This window comes from Methylobacterium sp. J-077 (genome assembly GCF_022829365.1).
Classification (GTDB): Bacteria; Pseudomonadota; Alphaproteobacteria; order Rhizobiales; family Beijerinckiaceae; genus Methylobacterium.
In genome coordinates this window covers 35,432-52,261 of record NZ_JAKSYJ010000111.1, presented here as the reverse complement: position 1 = coordinate 52,261, position 16,830 = coordinate 35,432, and the positions used below count along the sequence as shown (strand labels likewise).

The window sequence follows — 16,830 nt, the reverse complement described above, 5'->3', positions numbered from 1 at the left end:
CCTATCGGCGCCGGCCGTGACCAGAATGGGACGGCTCCGTGATTCAAGCGTGGCACGGTCAACGAAGGGTTAACCCTGCCTTTTGAGGCCGCCTTAACGCCGCGATGAGGCCGCGCTCGGCCTCGATCAGGCGCGAAGTTGTCGCATTCGACTTGGAACGGCTCACGTACGGGCCAGTTAGATATCGCCCCGGGGGGTCGACTATTCATTTCCGAGACGCGGCCCGCGTCCCCACAAGGACATTATTTTCCGATGAGCATGCAGACCGGTCGCCGTGTCGGCGTCGCCTTCGTTGGCATGGGTGGCGCTGTCGCCACCACCGCCATCGCCGGCATCGAGATGATCAAATCCGGCTCGAACCGGCTCGACGGACTGCCGCTTGCCGGCCTCTCCGTGGCGGGCTTGGCCGACTACAAGGACCTCGTGTTCGGCGGCTGGGACCTCAATGGCGACGATCTCGCCTCGGCCGCGTCCGGTCACGGCGTTCTGTCGAAGGACGACATCGAGGACGGCGCTCAGGCGCTCAAGGGCATCACGCCCTGGCCGGCAGTTGGCAGCGCCAAGTTCTGTAAGAACATCGACGGCAGCAACCGTATCGTCGCCGCCGGCCACCGCGAAGCGGTGTCGATCATCGCCAGCGACCTGCGACGCTTCCAGAAGGAGAGCAACCTCGATCAGGTCGTGGTGGTGAATCTCGCCTCCACGGAGCGCTGGCCCGACCTGTCCGATCCGACGCTCAACTCCTCGGCCGCCTTCGAGAAGGGCTTGGATTCCAGCGACGAGTCGATCTCGCCCGCGATGCTCTACGCCTATGCGGCGATCAAGAGCGGCATCCCCTACGCCAACTTCACGCCCAGCATCGCCGCCGATGTGCCGGCGCTGCTCGAACTGGCCACGGAGATGAACGTCCCGGTGGCCGGCAAGGACGGCAAGACCGGCCAGACCATGATGAAGACAGTGCTGGCCCCCGCCTTCAAGGCCCGCGCCCTCCACGTCGACGGCTGGTTCTCGACCAACATCCTGGGTAACCGCGACGGGCTGGCCCTGAACGACCCGAACTCGCTGCAGTCCAAGCTCAACACCAAGGGCACGGTGCTCGACTCGATCCTCGGCTACCCGGTCGAGGACCACCTCGTGCACATCCACTATTACCGCCCGCGCGGCGACGACAAGGAAGCCTGGGACAACATCGACGTCACCGGCTTCATGGGCCAGCGGATGCAGATCAAGGTCAACTTCCTCTGCAAAGACTCGATCCTGGCGGCGCCGCTGGTCATCGAGATCGCCCGGGTGCTCGACTTGGCGCACAAGCGCGGCGACGGCGGCGTGCAGGAGCAGCTCTCGACCTTCTTCAAGGCGCCGATGGTGAAGAACGGCCACGGGCCGGAGCACGCCTTCGGCAAGCAGGAAACGATGCTCCTCGACTGGCTCGGCGTTCACTGATGTCGGAGGCCGCGGCGCCGGCCGCCCTGCGCGACCTCTTCGTCGAGATGAACGACCTCAAGCGCGTCCGCTCCGCGGGCCGCGACGGGTCGATCGCTGAGCGGCTGTTCGCACAGGGCTGGAGCCTACTCACCAGCGGCGCCGCGCCCGAGGATATCGCCCTCGACATCACCGCGACGACGCTCGCCGCGACCCGGCTCTGCGATCTCGACGCCGCCTTCCTGGCGGCGGCGGGGTTGTCCAACGCGGCGGCCTCCGCGGTGCTGGTGGCTGGCTTCGACGCCGTCACCAAAGCCCTCGATCCGGACCTGCGGGATCGCCTGCGCGGCCGGCTCGCGCCGCGTCCGCCGGGCCGCTCTGGACCGCTGCCGGCCTTCGTGGCGGCGCTCGCTCGACAGCCGCGGGCGGGCGTGACCTGCCCCGGCCGCGCCCGGATCCTGCTGGAACCACCCGAGAACCACGCCGAGCATTGCCTGATCGTCGCGGTCTACGGCGTATGCCTCAGCTCGTTCTACCGGGCCGATCCCGGCACCGTGTTCCTGGCCGCCATGGCGCACCACTTCCACAACGCCGCGATGCCGGATGCCGGCTTCACCGGCGAGATGCTGCTCGGCGACCATCTCGGCCCGATCATGGCCGTGACCACCGCCTGGGCGATGAACGAACTGGACGAGCCGCTGCGCGGTCATGTCGAGCGGGCGCGTGCCGTGCTGCCGGACGACGCCACCGCGGAGGGCCGCGCCTTCCACGCGGCCGATTGCGTCGATCGCGTCCTGCAGATCGCCCAGCACCTGCGCGGCGCCTCGACCACGATGGCGGCGGTGCTCGACGAGTGGGAGCTGGTCCATGCCGGACCGGTGAAGGGTTTCCACGACCGTGTCCTGCGCGACATGCGCATCCCTTAGGACCGATTCCGCGTTGTCCGTCAGACCCGGTCGCCCATCTGACGGGGCGGTCTTGAGAGCCCATGATCCCGTTCGAACTCCGATCGCCGCAGACCGGCAACCCGCTCAAGCCCGACGCGCCGCACGCCCTGCGGGATGCCGGCACCGGTGCGCGCTGGCCCGTCATCGACGGCATCCCGTACCTGCGGATCGGCCGCGACGCCCTGATCGAGCGGGTGCTGGCCCATCTCGACGCGGGCGAACCCGACGAGGCCCTGGCCGCGCTGCTGGCCGATCAGGACGATTGGTGGACCGGCCCGCCCGCCGATCCGGCCGGGATCATCCGGCTGATCAAGGACCGGCGCGACGCCACCCTCCGGGACGCGGTCGACCAGCTCGGCTGGGGCCGGGTCGGCGACTACTTCCTGCACCGCTGGAGCGACCCGACCTTCCTGGCCGGCCTGACGCTGCTCGAAGCCCATTGGAACGAGCCGCGCTGCGTCTTCGAATTCGCCTGCGGCATCGGCCATTACCTGCGCGAGCTGGAACGCCGCGGCTGCAAGACCGCCGGCGCCGACGTGGTCTTCGCCAAGCTCTGGGTCGCCCGCCACTGGGTCGTCGGCCCCAGGCCGCAGCTGGTCTGCTTCGATGCCGGCTCGCCGCATTGGCCGATCCCGGGCGCGCCGGTCGATCTCGTCGTCTGCAACGACGCGTTCTACTTCCTCGACGACAAGGCGGCCCTGCTGGAGAACCTGCGCCAGAATGCCGGCGACGACGGCTGGCTGGCGCTCAGCCACATCCACAACCGCGAATGCCCGGGCTTCTCCGCCGGCCGGGCCGTCACGGCCGAGGAGATCGCCGAGCTCTTTCCCGACGCCCTCGTGTATGACGACGCGGAGCTGACCCGCGCCCTCGTCGAGGCTCGGGCGCCGGTCCCGCAGGAGCCGGCCGCGCTGAAGACCTGCGAGGCGTTCTCGGTGGTGGCCGGCCCCGGCATGCGCCCGGCCCCGCGGGCGGTGGTGGACGGCTTGACCTTGCCGAAGGCCGGCACCGTCGTGCGGCTCAATCCCCTTTACGGGCCGGTCGCGACGGACGCGGCGCGCCCCCTCTCCCGTGCGGGAGCAGGTTGGGGTGAGGGACGCGAAGGCTCAGAATCGAGCGCACCATTGACGCCCGTTGCGTTCGCGCCCTCTCCGGAACGGTCGGACCCCTCACCCCAGCCCGCTCCCGCACGGGAGAGGGGGGCCGCGCCATATCCACAGGGCGGTCGTCAGGTATCCGGCCTCGACAACTACGCCGTTTGCTGGCCGTCGGAGCGGTACGAGGCCGAATACGCCCCCCGCGCCACCTATCCGTCGCGCTCGCCCGGCCCCGATCAGATCACCTTCGACGGGCGCATCGACGGACCCGAGACGCAGCGTGTGCGCGCCCGCGAATTCGTCGATCTGCCGGAGCGCTGGTGATGGACGCCGTCGGCTGGGGCATCGTCGGCTACGGCTGGGTCGCCCGCGACTACATGGCCCCGGGCATCCGGGCCGCGGGGCACCGCCTCGTGGCGGTCAGCGATCCCAACCCGGAGAGCCGCGCGGCGGCCGAGCGCGAAGGCGCCCGCGCCCATGCCGACCTCGCCGCGCTCCTCGCGGAGCCCGAGGTCGAGGCGGTGTACGTGGCGACGCCGAACCACCTGCACCGGGAAGCGGTCGAGGCCCTGGCCGCCGCCGGCAAGGCGATCCTGTGCGAGAAGCCGATGGCCGCCACCCTCGCCGACGCCGAGGCCATCGTGCGGGCGGTCGAATCCAAAAAAATTTTCTACGGGACGGCCTTCGACCAGCGGCACCACCCCGCCCACCGGGCGATCCGCGCCCAGGTCGCGGCCGGGCGGCTCGGGACCGTCACGGCGATCCGGATTGTCTATGCCTGCTGGCTCGGGCGCGACTGGTCTGAGGCCGGCCAGCCGAACTGGCGGATCGACGCCGCCCAGGCCGGCGGCGGCGCGCTCATGGACTTGGCCCCGCACGGTCTCGACCTCGTGGATTTCCTGCTCGACGAGCCGATCGCCGACCTCGCCGCCCTGACCCAGAGCCGCGCCCAGGACTACGCCGTCGACGACGGCGCCCTGCTGATCGGCCGCACCGCCGGCGGCGCCCTGGCGAGCCTGCACGTCGCCTACAATTGCCCCGACGCGCTCCCGCGCCGCCGCCTGGAGGTGGTCGGCACCAAGGGCATGCTGGTGGCCGAGAACACGATGGGCCAGACGGCCGGCGGCACGCTGCTTTTCATCGACGGTGCGACCGGGCGTTCCGAGCCGGTGGCCTTCGATACCGACAGCTCGCCCTTCACCGAGCAGGTGCGGGCCTTCGGCTCGGCCCTGCGCCGGCCCGAGGAGCGCAGTGCCTATTCCGCCCTGCGCGACCTTCACACGATGCAACTCGTCGCTTGCGCCTACGGGCACCGGTAGCGAACGCACGACAGGATGACCGACCGCCGAGCCAACCCCCAAGATTTCCCACCCCCACCCTCATCCTGAGTTGCCCGCGTCAGCGGGCCTCGAAGGAGGGCTCCAGGGGGCGCCGCGCTGTCTGGAGGGCTCCTTCGAGGCCTCCGCTGCGCTCCGACACCTCAGGATGAGGGAAATGGGCGGGATGGGGTGGCGAAGCGGTCCGAGGTAGACGGGAACACGACTTGACCAACGCAGACGCCTCTCACGACCAGGACGACCGCGCCCGCCACGAGCGGATCAAGGAGCCGCGCCCCTATCGCTTCGGCGCCCAGCGCCGGATCGAAGGGCTGCCTGCGACGCTCCCGGATCCCGTGCGGGCCTATCTCGACGTGCTGCCGGAGGGGCGCATCGTCGGCTTCCCGCTGGCGCCGCTCGATCGCACCGGCGTGCCGGTCTGGTTCGTGGCCCTGTTCCTCGACGATCCGTTCTTCGTCGGCGCCATGCCGTCGGGCATCGGCTACGGCGCCACCGACGAGGAGGCGCTGATCGGCGCCGTGGCCGAGATCGCCGAGAACCTGATGCCGTCGCTCGCCGTGCTGCCGCGGGCCAAGGAGCGGGCGAGCTACAAAGACCTCGTGCGGGTCTACGGGGCGAACTCGGTCGCCGACCCGCTCACCCTCTGTCTGCCCGCGGGCTCCCCGGTCGACCGCGACACGGTGCTCGAATGGACGCCGGCGGTCCGGCACGGCACCGGCGCGATCGTGCTGATGCCGCTCGATATCGCCGCGACGGACTATTTCGAGCTGTCGGAGGGCTACAAGCCCTTCACCAACCTGATCACCAACGGCCTGGGCGCCGGGCCGGACGTCCCCTTCGCGCTCGGCCACGGCGTGCTGGAACTGCTCCAGCGCGACGGAAACGGCCTGCTGTTCCGCGCCCTCGACCAGGGCGTGATGCTCGATCTCGACGGGATCGGCCCGGAGAACGCCGCGATGCTGGCCCGGCTTAAGGAGCTGGGCATCCGCGCGCTGCCGAAATTCGCCACCGACCAGTTCGGCCTGACCAACCTCTACGTGGTCGGCTACGACGAGGATCCCGCCCGGGCGCCCACGCCGATCGCCCTCTCGGCCTGTGGCGAGGCCTGCGATCCGGACCGGGAGCGGGCCCTGCGCAAGGCGCTGCTCGAATTCCAGGCCGCCCGCGTGCGCAAGACCTTCGGGCACGGTCCGCTCGACCTCGCCGCGACGGTGACGCCGCCCGGCTATGTCGACGCGTTCATTCAGAAGGCGCTGCCGAGCCTCGATCTGGAGGAGAGCCGCGCCCTGCAGGCCATGCTGGCCTGGATCGAGATGCCGGCCGCCGACCTCCGGGGCGTGCTCGCCGACACCGTCTATGGCGAGCGGAGTACCAAGCGGTTCGCGGATCTGCCCTCCACCGAGGCCCCGGACGGGCATGCCCGCGGCAAGATCGCCTGTGACCGGCTCACCGAGGCCGGGTTCGACCTTCTCTACGTCGATTGCTCGCCACCTGGAGGCGGCGTCGGCGTGGTCAAGGCGATCGTGCCAGGGCTCGAGGTCGAGACCATGAGCTATTACCGGATCGGCGAGCGCAACACGCGCAAGCTCATCGAACGCGATCACCCGCTGATCCGCTTCGGCACCGCGAGCGAGACCCTGCGGCCGGTGCGCCTCACCCCGGAGGCCCTGGAGCGCTTCGGCGGCCAGCCGCTATTCGACACCGCCCTCGCGGAGCGGATCGTCGGGCGGCACTATCCGCTCTATCGCGAGCCGGAATCGCACCACGCGCCGTTCCGGCTCGCTCAGAAGCAGGGGAGGGCGGCGTGATGCTTCGGTTCGCCTACAACACCAACGGCGCGGCCAACCACCGGCTCGACGACGCGCTGCACCTGATCAAGGCGGCGGGCTACGACGGCGTCGCCCTGACGCTGGACATCCACCATCTCGACCCGTTCGCCGAGACCTGGGCCGCGGAAGCCGGCCGGGTCGCAAGCCTGCTGGAGAAGCTGGAGCTGGCCTGCGTCATCGAGACCGGCGCCCGCTTTCTGCTTGACCCCAACGCCAAGCACGAGCCGACGCTGGTGACGGCCGATGCGTCGGGCCGTGCCCGCCGCATCGGCTTCCTTAAGCGCGCGGTCGAGATCGGCGCGATGCTGTCGGCCGAGGCGGTGTCGTTCTGGGCCGGCGTGCCGAAGCCCGGCGTCGATCACGACGAGGCCCGCCGCTGGCTGGCAGACGGACTGCACGCGGTCGCGGCCTTCGCCACCCAGGCCGGCGTGGTGCCGTGCCTGGAGCCCGAGCCCGGCATGCTGATCGAGACCCTGGACGATTTTGCGGCTCTCGACGTTCCCGGGTTGAAGCTCGCCCTCGACACCGGTCACTGCCTCGTCACCGGCGAGCGCGAGCCGGCCACAGCCGTCCACGAGTTCGCCGACCGGATTGGCACCGTGGCGATCGAGGACATGAAGCGCGGCAGCCACATCCACCTGCCGTTCGGCGAGGGCGACATGGATGTGCCCGGCGTGCTCGGCGCCCTGGAAGAGATCGGCTTCGGCAAGCTGGTCTGCGTCGAGCTCTCCCGCGAGAGCCACCGGGCCGACGTCATGATCCCGCGGTCGCTGGAGTACCTGCGCGGCTGCCGGCGCCCGGGCCCCGAACTCGCCGGCGAGCAGGAGACGCGGCGGCAATGGCAGTGACGATGGCAGCCCTGTTGGCCTGCGATGAGGGATCGTTCTCGGCTCCTGAGCCGTACGGTCTCGGCCCATCGTCGATGCATGGCGTGAACGCTCGTTCCCACGCGCCCTCCCTCCCCCCTCTGCGGGGGAGGGTGGCCCCCGAAGGGGGTCGGGAGAGGGGAGCGACAGTGCAGGATAGGGCGTGCCGGGCGACACATCCGCCCACGTCGCACCGCCCCTCTCCCCCCCTGCTGCGCAGGGTACCCTCCCCCGCAGAGGGGGGAGGGGGCGCGCACGTCCTGTCCGGGGGCGTTCACCGATGAGAATTCTCTTCCTCAGCCGCCGCTACTTCCCGGCGATATCGGGCATGAGCGTCTACGCGCAGAACCTCCTGCGCGAGCTGGTCGAGGCCGGCCACGACGTGACGATGATCTCGCAGTACCGGGGCGACGCCTTCGGGACCCGGGTCTATGGCGGCGGCCCGCCGCCCCAGGTGCCGGGGGTGCGGGTGATCGGTCTGGAGCAGCTTGGCGAGCAGACGTCCGGCGATTTCGAGCGCGACATCGCCACCATGATCGCGGCGATCGAGCGGGAGCATGCGCAGACGCCGTTCGACATCCTGCACGCGCAGTACGGCTATCCCACCGGCTGGGCGGTCCTCCTCGCTGCCCGAAAGCTCGGGGTGCCGAGCGTGGTCTCGATCCAGGGCGGCGACGGCCACTGGGTCGGCTCCTGCTGCGAGACCCATCGGGTCGCCATGTGCGAGGTCCTGGCCAACGCCAACGCCCTGCTGATCGGCGGTGCGTCCTTCGTGGACGAGGTCTGCGGGCGCCTCGGCTCCGATCCGGCCCGGTTCACCATCGTCCCCGGCGCGGTCGATACCGACCGCTTCGCGCAGGGTACGCAAGACGGACTGCCGACGCCGCATGCCGGTCCGGTCCGGCTGTTCTACCACGGCCGGGTCGACCGCCGGAAAGGCGTGCTCGACTTCATCCAGGCCCTGGCGATCCTGCGCGCGCAGGGCACGCCGTTCGCCGCGACGATCTCGGGGATCGGTCCGGACGTGGAGCCGGCCCAGGCGCTGGCCGCGGACCTCGCCTTCTCGCCGCGGGACATCGCCTTCACCGGCTATGCCGAGTACGGCCATGTGCCGGACCTGTACCGCCGCGCCGACGTGTTCGTCTCGCCGACCTACGCGGAAGGCTTCTCCAACACGATCCTGGAGGCGATGGCGGCCGGGCTCGCGGTGGTCTCCTGCCACGCGGTCGGGGTCTCGGATTGCCTGCGCGACGGCGAGAACGGCCTGATGGTCGATCCGGGCGACGTGCCGGCGCTCGCCGCCGCACTCACCCGCATCGTCACCGACACCGAATTGCGCCGCAGCCTAGCGACGGCCGGCCTCGAGGAATGCCGCCGGGTCTATTCCTGGAGCGCCGTCGGCCGGCAGATCATGGAGGTCTACGCGCGCGTGCGTGGCGAGCATCCGGCGACGGACTTTTCCGTCGACCTGCCGGAGGACCCGACCTGCCGGTTCCGCGCTGAGCCGCACCTTCTCTGAAGGACGGCTAGATCCTCGATTCTCCAACCCTCTCCCTCATCCTGAGGTGCGGCGAAGCCGCCTCGAAGGAGCCCTCCAGCCGGCCGCGCCCTCCCAAGGGTCCTCCTTCGAGGCCTGCGCTGCGCTCCGGCACCTCACTATGAGGGGAGGGCATCGCAAGCCGATAGGCTCCAAACCATGCCCAAAGCCCTCGCCCTCTCGCCCCATCTCGACGACGCCGCCTTCTCTTGCGGCGGTCTTCTGGCGAGCCTGGCCGGGGACGGCTGGCACGTGGTGATGGCGACCCTGTTCACCGGCAGCGTCGCCGATCCGACCGGCTTCGCGCTGGCCTGCCAGCTCGACAAGGGCCTGTCGGCCGAGGTCGATTACATGGCCTTGCGCCGCGCGGAGGATGTCCGCGCCGCCAAGGAACTCGGGATCGCGCCGCCCCGGCACTTGCCCTTCCGGGAGGCGCCGCACCGGGGCTACGGCTCCGCGCCGGAACTGTTTTCTGCTCCTCGCGCCGACGACGGCATCGCGGCGGACTTGGCGCCGGCCCTGGCCGCACTGATCGCCGCGGAGAATCCCGACCTCATCCTCGCCCCACAGGCGATCGGCGGCCATGTCGACCACATTCAGGCCGTCAGGGCGCTCCTGAGCCTCGACGTCCGGGCGTCGATCCTGTGGTGGCGCGATTTTCCCTACACGGTGCGCGAGGCCGCCCCCCGGGAGCCCCTGGCCGAATTGCTCTTCGCGTTGCCGTCGCGGCGAATGGCCCTGGATCCGGAGGCGCAGGCGCGCAAGCGCGCGGGCTGCGCGGCCTATGCGAGCCAGATCGGCTTTCAATTCGGCAGCCCCGCAGGCCTCGACGCGCGTCTCGCCCGGGAAGAGGGGATCGAGCGCTTCCGCCTCACCGGCCGTCTCGCCGCGCCGATCGCCGGCCTTGATGCCGCCTGAGCCGCAGGCTCCGAAATCCCTGGCCGACCCGGCGGCGCTCGCCGCCCGCCGGTCCCTGATCGGGGCGCCGCACATCGCCCCGATCCGCGCGTTGGCCGACCGGATCGCCGCGGAGCAGGGCGCGCCGGTGCCGATCCCCGATCCCCTCGACGGTGGCGTCGCGGCGCGGATGCTGCTGCTCCTGGAGACGCCGGGGCCGGCGGTTTTGCGCACCGGCTTCGTCACCCGCGACGGCGCGAACGGCACTGCGGCCAACCTGTTCCGCTTCCTCCGGGAGGCCGGCATCGAGCGGGGCGACACCCTGATCTGGAACGCCGTGCCGTGGCTGATCCACGAAGCGGGCGCGCTGAACCGGGCGCCGCGCCGGGCGGAAGTCGCGGCGGCGGCGCCTTATCTCGCGCCGCTGCTGGACCTGCTTCCGCGGCTCGCCGTGGCGGTACTCGCCGGCCGCTATGCCGGCGGGGCGGCGCCGGCGATCGCGGCCCGGCGCCCGGACCTGCCGCTGATCGCGATTCCCCATCCGAGCCCGACCTATGTCTGCACCGCACCGGCGGTGCCGGCGCGGATCCGGAAGGGCCTGTCGGAGGCCGCGGCGATCCTGTGCCGCGCCGGTCGCTGAGGATAGCGCCCCCGCCGCATGCCGACCTTCCCTGGCCTTGGGCGCCGGTTCGGCCTACATGGCGAGGCAACGGGCCGCGGTCCGGGATCATCCGGTACGGGCGCAGGCCTTCGGCCGGGCCGCGCAGCCGGAAGGGCGGACGCCGAACGGCATGAACTTTCAGGGACAGCACCGGGGACCGGCGGAGCCGGTCGAGCCGGTCGAGCACGACGCTGCCGCGGACAAGCCGCGCAAGAGCTGGCGCGGCCGGTATGCCTGGATCGGCACGGCCGCCAGCATCGTGCTGTTCGCGGTCTCCCTCGGCGTGCTGTGGAAGCTCGTCCAGAGCGTGAGCTGGGCCGAGGTGCGGGCCGCCGTCGCGGCGGCGACCGCCAAGCAGCTCGGCCTCGCCTTCCTGTTCGTCGGGATCAGCTACCTGTTCCTCACGGGCTACGACGCGCTGGCCCTGCGCCAGCTCCGGATCAAGGTGCCCTACCGGATCACCGCGCTCGCCTCGTTCACGAGCTACGCGGTGAGCTTCACCCTCGGCTTCCCGCTGCTGACCGCCGGCACGATCCGCTACTGGATCTATGCCCGGCAGGGCCTCACCACGGCCAAGATCGCGGCGCTCACGGTCATCGCCGGCTTCACCTTCTGGCTCGGCATGGGCGTGGTGCTGGGCCTCAGCCTGATCATCGAGGCCGGCCAGCTCGCCGGGCTCGCCTTCACGTCGATCCGGATCAACCAGGGCGTCGGCCTCGCGGCGCTGGGCCTTGTGCTCGGCTACCTCGCCTGGGTCTCTGCCAAGAAGCGCAGCATCACCGTCAGGCAGTGGCGGCTGGAGCTGCCGGGCGCCTCGGTCTCGATCGGGCAGATGCTCGTCGGGATCGGTGATGTCTGTGCGGCGGCGGCCGTGCTCTACGTCCTGCTGCCGCAGGAGATGACGCTGGGCTTCACCACTTTCCTGGCGATCTACGTGCTGGCCGCGATGCTGGGCATCGCCTCCAACGCCCCCGGGGGGATCGGGGTGTTCGAGGCCACCGTGCTGCTCGCCCTGTCGAGCCTGCCGCGCAACGAGGTGCTGACCTCGCTGCTGCTGTTCCGGGGCTGCTACTACGTCGTGCCGTTCATGACCGCGCTCGCGATGCTCGGGCTCTACGAGATCGTGAAGCGGGCCGGCGGCGCACGCGATCCCGGGCCGCCCGAGGGTGTCGCCGGCCCGTCCGGGCGGCCCCGGCCCGACGATCCCGGGCCTCGGTGACCGCTCCGGCACGCCGTCGACCATGTCCGACCGTCCCCGCAGTTCCCAGTCCTGGACGGGCGCCGCGATCGCGGCCGGCCTGTTCGGCCTCGCCGCCGCGCTGTCCGGCCGGCTCGACCTTCCGCTGATCCTCGCCGGCCTCGTCTCGGTCTGCGCAGGCGGCTGGCTCGGCGGCCGCGGCCGGGAAGCCCCGCCGCCGCGGCCGGCGGCCACCGCCCAGCGCCACGCGATTGCCGAGGCGCTGCTGGCCCACGTCCCCGACCCGGTCATCCTGGTGGACCGCCGCACCCTGGTGGTGGAGGCCAACCCGGCCGCCCGGGCGCTGCTGCCGGCCCTGCTCCAGGCCCGGCCCCTGTCGTTCGCGCTGCGGAGCCCCGAGGTGCTCGACGGGGTCGAGGCCGTGCTCAGTTCCGGCATGCCCCGCCGCGTCCCCCTGGCGACCCGGGTACCCCTGGAGCGGACCTTCGAGGTCCAGATCGGCGCATTGCCGATGCCGGACGGGTCGGGGGTCAGCGCCGTGCTGTTCCTGCGCGATCTCACCTCGGCCCGCCGCCTGGAGGCGATGCGGGTCGATTTCGTGGCCAACGCCAGCCACGAGCTGCGCACGCCGCTGGCCACCCTGATCGGGTTCATCGAGACCCTTCAGGGGCCGGCCCGCGAAGATGCGCAGGCCCGCGAGCGCTTCCTCGAGATCATGCGCGTCCAGGCCCTGCGCATGACCCGGCTGATCGACGACCTGCTGTCGCTGTCGCGGATCGAGCTGCGCGAGCACGTGGCCCCGACCACCGTGGTCGATCTCGGGGCGCTCGCCCGCCAGATGGTCGACGCGCAGGGGCCGCCCGCCGAGGCGCGCGGGGCCACGGTGCAGTTCGAGGACGGAGCCGGGCCGTATCCGGTGCCCGGCGATGCCGACGAACTCGCCCGCGTGATCGAGAACCTGATCGAGAACGCCGTGAAGTATGGCGGCGGCCATGTCAGCGTCGGCCTGTCCCGGGACGAGGATCCCCGACTGGGTTCTCGGATCGTCCTGTCGGTGACGGATGACGGCCCGGGAATTCCGCCCGAGCACATCCCGCGCCTGACCGAGCGCTTCTACCGGGTCGACGTGGCCTCCAGCCGGGCCCGCGGCGGAACGGGCCTCGGCCTCGCCATCGTCAAGCACAGCCTCAACCGCCACCGCGGCCGCTTGACCATCGACAGCACGGTGGGGAAGGGGACCATCGTGCGGGTCAGCCTGCCGGAATACGGCGCCACCGCTGCGATGCCGCGCGTGGCCGATCAGGTATAGGGCCCGATCCCGAGCGCGGTCTCGACCCGCGGGATCCAGGCGCGAATCGCCGGGTAGGCGGCCAGGTCGAAGCCGCCCTCATGGGCCATGCGGGTGTAGGCGACCAGCGCCACGTCGGCGAGCGTCAACGCATCGCCGGCCATGAAGGCGGAGCGTTCGAGCGTCCCCTGCATCAGCCGCAGGGCATCCGCGCCGCGTTCCGCCAGCTTCGGGTCGAGCGCCTCCGGCGCGCGCTTCAGGTAGTGGAGCTGATAGCGGCGGACGGCGATGTAGGGCTCGTGGCTGTACTGTTCCCAGAACATCCACTGCAGCATCCGGGCGCGGGCGAAGGCCGTCTCGGGTACGAGCGTCGAGCCCTCCGAGAGGTAGATGATGATCGCGTTCGACTCCGACAGGGTCTGGCCGTCGGGAAACACGACGAGGGGGACCCGGCCAGCGGGGTTCAGCGCCAGGAACGCCGGATCGCGCGTGCCGCCGCCCGGGACATCGATCGTGCGCCAGAGCGCCGGGTGGCCGAGATGCTCGGCCACCCATTTGACCTTCAGGCAGTTCCCCGAGGTGGGATCGCCATAGATGGTCAGTGGTTCGGTCATTGGTTCTCTCGCGCGGCGGAGAGAGGAAATCTGTCGGTCGGCTCGCGATTCGGCAATGCGATCCTGGCGGCCCTTGACCTTCCCACGATGGGAACCCCCATCTGAGCCGGCATGGATGCCTCGATCGGAACCGCCCCCGTGCCCGAAAACGTCTCCCTGAGCTTCCCCGTCGAGGGAATGTCCTGCGCGTCCTGCGTCGGCCGGGTCGAGCGCGTCCTGAAGGCGCTGCCCGGTGCCCGCGACGTGGCGGTCAATCTCGCCACCAACCGCGCAAGCCTCGTCCTCGGCGGCGTCGCCAGCCCCGCCGATGCCGCGTCGGCGCTGGCGGATGCCGGGTATCCGGTCCCGGAGACGGAGAGCCGGATCGCCGTCGCGGGGATGTCCTGCGCCTCCTGTGTCGGCCGGGTCGAGCGGGCGCTCGCCGCCGTGCCGGGCGTGAGCGGCGCCAGCGTCAACCTCGTCACCGGCCAGGCCACGATCCGCCATGCCGAGGGGCTCGTGCCGATCGCCGACCTCGTCGCGGCCGTGGAGGCGGCGGGCTACGAGGCCCGACCCGTCGAGGACGGGCCGCGGAGCGATCCTGCAACGCGGCGGGAGGCCGAGGGCCGCGCCCTGCGCCGCGACCTCGCGGTGGCGGCGCTGCTCTCCGTCCCCGTGGTCGTCATCGACATGGGCGGCCACGTCCTGCCCGGCCTCCACGGCGGCCCGGTCACGGCCCTGATCCAGGCCGCCCTGGCGACGCTGGTGCTCGCCTGGCCCGGCCGGCGCTTCTTCCTGCGGGGCGTGCCGGGCCTGCTGCGCGGCCATCCCGACATGAACGCCCTCGTCGCCCTCGGGGCCGGGGCCGCCTACCTCTACTCCCTGGTCTCGACCCTGGCGTCGGGCCTGCTGCCCGCGGGCGCGGCGCATCTCTATTTCGAGGCCAGCGTGCTCATCGTCACGCTGATCCTGCTCGGGCGCACCCTGGAGGCCGGGGCCAAGGGCCGGACCGGACAAGCCATCGCCCGGCTGATGGATCTCGCGCCCAAGACCGCTCGGGTGGTCCGCGACGGGGCCGAGGTCGAGGTGCCGCTCTCGGCTCTGGCGCTCGGCGACGTCGTCCGCGTCCGCCCCGGCGAGCGGGTGGCGGCCGACGGCGCGGTGGTGGCCGGAACGAGCCATGTCGACGAGAGCATGGTCACCGGCGAGCCGGCGCCCGTGCGCAAGGGGCCCGGGGACCGGATGGTCGGCGGTACCCTCAACGGCCGCGGCAGCCTCGACCTGAGGGTCGACGCGGTCGGCGCCGCCACCGTGCTCGCCCAAATCGCCGCCATGGTGGAACGCGCCCAGGGCGGCAAGCTGCCGATCCAGGCCCTGGTCGACCGCGTCACCGGACGCTTCGTGCCGGCGGTGATCGGGATCGCCCTCCTGACCTTCCTGGCCTGGCTGATCCTCGCCCCGGCGCCCGCCCTCGGTCCGGCCCTGGTCAACGCCGTGGCGGTGCTGATCATCGCCTGCCCCTGCGCCATGGGGCTCGCCACGCCCACCGCCATCATGGTCGGGACCGGCCGCGCGGCGGCCCGGGGCATCCTGTTCCGCGACGGCGCGGCCCTGCAGCGCCTGCGCGACGTGTGCGTCGTGGCCTTCGACAAGACCGGGACCCTCACCGAGGGCCGCCCACGCATCACCGATCTTTTCGTCGGCGCGGGCGTCGCGGAGGACGAGGCGCTGGCGCTGGCCGCCGGGCTGGAGAGCCGGTCCGAGCATCCTTTGGCCGGCGCCGTGGTGGCGGCTGCCCACGCCCGCGGCCTCGACATACCCGAGCCGGAGCGTTTCGAGGCGGTGGAGGGGTTCGGCGTCTCCGGCCAGGTCGCCGGCCGAAGCGTGGCCCTGGGCGCGCCGCGCTACCTCGACAGGCTCGGCATCGCCCGGGACCCGGACCTCGCCGACCGGGCCGAACGTCTCGCCCGGGAAGGCAAAAGCCCCATCCACCTCGCCCTCGACGGTGGCCACGCCGCCCTCCTGGCCGTGGCCGACCCGGTGAAGGCCGGCGCCTGCGAGGCCGTGGCGGCGCTGAGAGCGCAGGGCCTCGTGGTGGCGATGGTGACCGGCGACGACCCCGGCACCGCCGCGGGGATCGCGAGACAGATCGGTATCGACGATGTCGCGGCCGGGATCCTGCCCGGCGGGAAGGTCGAGGCGGTCGAGAGGCTCCGGGCGGCGCACGGGGCCGTGGCCTTCGTGGGCGACGGCATCAACGACGCGCCCGCTTTGGCTGAAGCCGATGTCGGCCTCGCCATCGGCACCGGTACAGACATCGCCGTGGAGAGCGCCGACGTCGTGCTGATGTCGGGAGATCCGCAGGCGCTGGTCGAGGCGCTGGCCCTGTCGCGGGCGGTGATGGCCAATATCCGCCAGAACCTGTTCTGGGCCTTCGCCTACAACGCGGCGCTGATCCCGGTGGCCGCGGGCTTGCTGGTGCCGTTCGGCGGCCCGGCCCTGTCGCCGGTCCTGGCCGCCGGTGCCATGGCCTTCTCCAGTGTCTTCGTGCTCGGCAACGCCCTGCGGCTGCGTCGGGCCGGCGGCCGGGCCGCGCCCGCCGCCGAAACATCCGCCCCGGTGCCGAGGCCTGCATGAGCGCGGGGGCCATCACGATCGGCGAGGCGGCGCGGCGCACCGGCGTCTCCGCCAAGATGATCCGCTGGTACGAGGCGACCGGCCTGCTGCCGCCCGCGACCCGCTCGGAGGCGGGCTATCGCCACTACGACGACTCAGATCTGCACACCTTGCGGTTCGTCCGCCGCGCCCGCGACCTTGGCTTCAGCGTCGAGGCCATCGCGGACCTGCTGGCGCTGTGGCGCGACCGCGCCCGGCCGAGCGCCGGGGTGAAGGCGATCGCCGAGGAGCAGATCGCCGACCTGCGCCGCCGCATCGCCGAGCTGGAGGGCATGGCCCGGACCCTGGAGCACCTCGCCGAGAGCTGCTGCGGCGACGAACGGCCCGACTGCCCGATCCTGGATGATCTCGCGACGGAGGACACGCCGCCCGCGACGCGCCCACGATCCTCGCTGTTGGCGGCCCTTGGGCCCCGCTCGATGCACCTGCGCGACAAGCGCGGCCGTTGACGCCGCGTCTGGCCCCGGCTTTGCTGGTCCGGC

The 16,830-nt window shown here is 71.7% G+C and carries 14 protein-coding genes; 13 read left to right on the top strand and 1 reads right to left on the bottom strand.

Annotated elements, in window-relative coordinates; all coding sequences use genetic code 11:
- Positions 1–252 precede the first annotated feature (252 nt).
- The 11 genes from MKL11_RS10345 (at position 253) to MKL11_RS10295 (ending at position 13,100) form a co-directional block, all read left to right on the top strand.
- Entirely contained in the window at positions 253–1,443 is a 1,191-nt protein-coding gene (locus tag MKL11_RS10345; protein ID WP_243942855.1) for an inositol-3-phosphate synthase, read from the top strand.
- Positions 1,443–2,348, top strand: coding sequence for a hypothetical protein (locus tag MKL11_RS10340; protein WP_243942853.1), 906 nt, complete (start codon positions 1,443–1,445; stop codon positions 2,346–2,348). The genes MKL11_RS10345 and MKL11_RS10340 overlap by 1 nt, the downstream gene beginning before the upstream one ends.
- A gap of 62 nt (positions 2,349–2,410) precedes the next feature.
- Complete coding sequence (locus MKL11_RS10335) at positions 2,411–3,790, top strand: class I SAM-dependent methyltransferase (RefSeq protein ID WP_243942851.1); 1,380 nt, start codon at positions 2,411–2,413, stop codon at positions 3,788–3,790.
- Positions 3,790–4,785, top strand: coding sequence for a Gfo/Idh/MocA family protein (locus MKL11_RS10330; protein WP_243943054.1), 996 nt, complete (start codon positions 3,790–3,792; stop codon positions 4,783–4,785). Before MKL11_RS10335 ends, MKL11_RS10330 begins: the two co-directional genes overlap by 1 nt.
- A 224-nt stretch (positions 4,786–5,009) precedes the next feature.
- The gene (locus tag MKL11_RS10325; RefSeq protein ID WP_243942849.1) at positions 5,010–6,611 is read left to right on the top strand and encodes a YcaO-like family protein; all 1,602 of its coding nucleotides are present in this window, start codon (positions 5,010–5,012) and stop codon (positions 6,609–6,611) included.
- Positions 6,608–7,480 carry a sugar phosphate isomerase/epimerase family protein gene (locus MKL11_RS10320; RefSeq protein WP_243942847.1) on the top strand — a complete coding sequence of 291 codons (873 nt, stop codon included), beginning with the start codon at positions 6,608–6,610 and terminating at the stop codon, positions 7,478–7,480. The genes MKL11_RS10325 and MKL11_RS10320 overlap by 4 nt, the downstream gene beginning before the upstream one ends.
- Before the next feature lie 298 nt (positions 7,481–7,778).
- Positions 7,779–9,017, top strand: a complete 1,239-nt coding sequence (locus MKL11_RS10315; protein ID WP_243942845.1) for a glycosyltransferase family 4 protein — start codon at positions 7,779–7,781, stop codon at positions 9,015–9,017.
- Between the two features lie 177 nt (positions 9,018–9,194).
- Positions 9,195–9,953 carry a PIG-L deacetylase family protein gene (locus MKL11_RS10310; RefSeq protein WP_243942843.1) on the top strand — a complete coding sequence of 253 codons (759 nt, stop codon included), beginning with the start codon at positions 9,195–9,197 and terminating at the stop codon, positions 9,951–9,953.
- Entirely contained in the window at positions 9,943–10,572 is a 630-nt protein-coding gene (locus MKL11_RS10305) for a uracil-DNA glycosylase (RefSeq protein ID WP_243942841.1), read from the top strand. Before MKL11_RS10310 ends, MKL11_RS10305 begins: the two co-directional genes overlap by 11 nt.
- A 151-nt stretch (positions 10,573–10,723) precedes the next feature.
- Positions 10,724–11,812, top strand: a complete 1,089-nt coding sequence (locus MKL11_RS10300) for a lysylphosphatidylglycerol synthase domain-containing protein (protein ID WP_243943052.1) — start codon at positions 10,724–10,726, stop codon at positions 11,810–11,812.
- 22 nt (positions 11,813–11,834) lie between these two features.
- Positions 11,835–13,100: an ATP-binding protein gene (locus MKL11_RS10295; protein ID WP_243942839.1), complete on the top strand. Its 1,266-nt coding sequence runs from the start codon at positions 11,835–11,837 to the stop codon at positions 13,098–13,100.
- Here the strand turns inward: MKL11_RS10295 and MKL11_RS10290 are convergent.
- Positions 13,091–13,693: a glutathione S-transferase family protein gene (locus tag MKL11_RS10290; RefSeq protein WP_243942837.1), complete on the bottom strand. Its 603-nt coding sequence runs from the start codon at positions 13,691–13,693 to the stop codon at positions 13,091–13,093. The two genes, MKL11_RS10295 and MKL11_RS10290, sit on opposite strands and share 10 nt — an antisense overlap.
- A 111-nt stretch (positions 13,694–13,804) precedes the next feature.
- Here MKL11_RS10290 and MKL11_RS10285 point away from each other — a divergent pair, with 111 nt between their 5' ends.
- Both MKL11_RS10285 and cueR read left to right on the top strand, forming a co-directional pair.
- Entirely contained in the window at positions 13,805–16,309 is a 2,505-nt protein-coding gene (locus MKL11_RS10285; protein WP_243942834.1) for a heavy metal translocating P-type ATPase, read from the top strand.
- The gene (cueR, locus tag MKL11_RS10280) at positions 16,306–16,797 is read left to right on the top strand and encodes a Cu(I)-responsive transcriptional regulator (RefSeq protein ID WP_243942832.1); all 492 of its coding nucleotides are present in this window, start codon (positions 16,306–16,308) and stop codon (positions 16,795–16,797) included. Before MKL11_RS10285 ends, cueR begins: the two co-directional genes overlap by 4 nt.
- The last annotated feature ends 33 nt before the right edge of the window (positions 16,798–16,830 follow it).

Coding starts and splice junctions, on each gene's coding strand:
- MKL11_RS10345 (WP_243942855.1), top strand. CDS start 253: ATGAGCATGCAGACCGGTCGCCGTGTCGGCGTCGCCTTCGTTGGCATG.
- MKL11_RS10340 (WP_243942853.1), top strand. CDS start 1,443: ATGTCGGAGGCCGCGGCGCCGGCCGCCCTGCGCGACCTCTTCGTCGAG.
- MKL11_RS10335 (WP_243942851.1), top strand. CDS start 2,411: ATGATCCCGTTCGAACTCCGATCGCCGCAGACCGGCAACCCGCTCAAG.
- MKL11_RS10330 (WP_243943054.1), top strand. CDS start 3,790: ATGGACGCCGTCGGCTGGGGCATCGTCGGCTACGGCTGGGTCGCCCGC.
- MKL11_RS10315 (WP_243942845.1), top strand. CDS start 7,779: ATGAGAATTCTCTTCCTCAGCCGCCGCTACTTCCCGGCGATATCGGGC.
- MKL11_RS10310 (WP_243942843.1), top strand. CDS start 9,195: ATGCCCAAAGCCCTCGCCCTCTCGCCCCATCTCGACGACGCCGCCTTC.
- MKL11_RS10305 (WP_243942841.1), top strand. CDS start 9,943: ATGCCGCCTGAGCCGCAGGCTCCGAAATCCCTGGCCGACCCGGCGGCG.
- MKL11_RS10300 (WP_243943052.1), top strand. CDS start 10,724: ATGAACTTTCAGGGACAGCACCGGGGACCGGCGGAGCCGGTCGAGCCG.
- MKL11_RS10295 (WP_243942839.1), top strand. CDS start 11,835: ATGTCCGACCGTCCCCGCAGTTCCCAGTCCTGGACGGGCGCCGCGATC.
- MKL11_RS10290 (WP_243942837.1), bottom strand. CDS start 13,693: ATGACCGAACCACTGACCATCTATGGCGATCCCACCTCGGGGAACTGC.
- MKL11_RS10285 (WP_243942834.1), top strand. CDS start 13,805: ATGGATGCCTCGATCGGAACCGCCCCCGTGCCCGAAAACGTCTCCCTG.
- cueR (WP_243942832.1), top strand. CDS start 16,306: ATGAGCGCGGGGGCCATCACGATCGGCGAGGCGGCGCGGCGCACCGGC.